The sequence below is a fragment of the Caballeronia sp. GAFFF2 genome (assembly GCF_023631485.1).
Taxonomy (GTDB): Bacteria; Pseudomonadota; Gammaproteobacteria; order Burkholderiales; family Burkholderiaceae; genus Caballeronia.
The window spans coordinates 1-1229 of sequence record NZ_JALQDA010000084.1; the positions used below are offsets into that span (position 1 = coordinate 1).

Sequence of the window (1229 nt, forward strand, 5' to 3'; positions counted from 1 at the left end):
GCCGCCGCCTCCTCAACCAGAGCGGCGTTTTGCTGGGTGACCTGATCCATTTGCGCGATGGCCTGATTCACTTGTTCGATGCCGCGACTTTGTTCGCCTGACGCCGCAGCAATTTCCTGCATGATGTCAGTCACTTTGGTCACAGCAGCGGTCACGTCAGCCATCGTCCGCCCCGCATCGCTTGCAAGGAGCGCTCCGTCCTGAACTTTTTGGACCGAGTTCTCGATCAAGGTCTTGATGTCCTTGGCGGCGCTTGACGAGCGTTGAGCGAGTGTTCGAACCTCGCTGGCGACGACCGCAAAGCCGCGCCCTTGTTCGCCGGCACGCGCCGCTTCTACTGCCGCATTCAACGCCAGGATATTCGTCTGGAATGCGATGCCCTCAATGATTGCGGTGATGTTGGCGATCTCGGTCGAGCTGTCGCTGATGCCGTTCATCGTTTCAACCACGCGGCCAACCACTGCGTTTCCTCGTCGAGCGATGTCGAAAGCGTTGCCCGCGAGCGATGCCGCATGTGAGGCGCTTTCGGAGTTGCTTTTAACGGCCGAATTAAGTTGTTCCATGCTGGCAGCGGTTTGTTCCAGCGATGCAGCCTGCTCCTCGGTGCGTTGGCTGAGGTCAGTGTTGCCGGTGGCAATCTCCCTTGCAGCGCATTCGACAGCGGTGCTGCTTTCTCGTACTTGGCCGATTGTTGCGGTCAATCGATCATTCATCTGTTGGAGCGCCCGCAACAGCGACGCCGTCTCGTCGCGACCTGAAACATGCAAGGTCGTTCGTAAGTCGCCTTGCGCGACCGCGTTGGCCGTCTGAACCGCGCGCTTGAGAGGCTCGACAATCGAGCGGGTGATGGCCGCTGCTGCACCGATCGCCAGCAGAATGGCGGCTAGACAAACGCCGAGCTGGATATTGCGGGTCAGGACGTACTGCTGATCATAATCGGCTGCGATCTCAGCTTCTTTTTGTCGCGTGAGCGCCGCATACTCGTCTGTGGCATGGGTCAGCTTGGCAAGCAAGGGGCGGCACTCTGCGTTCATTTTCGCAATCGCCGCGTCCCGACGACCTGCATTCTCAAGCTCCAAGATCGCAGTAGCGACAGGGACATAAGCCTGCTCAATCTCATCAATACGGCCAACGAGTGCGCGGGCCTGCTCCGATGCATCGGGTCTCGCAACCAGCCGCTTGAGTTCCGTCAGATGTGCCTGAACGTCGGAATGGGCCGCGACGACATC

General features: G+C 59.3%; 1 protein-coding gene. It reads right to left on the reverse strand.

Features of this window, described 5'->3' with window-relative positions; genetic code table 11:
* On the reverse strand, positions 1 to 1229 hold a 1229-nt coding region (locus NCT04_RS34205), incomplete at both ends, for a methyl-accepting chemotaxis protein (protein ID WP_250470266.1).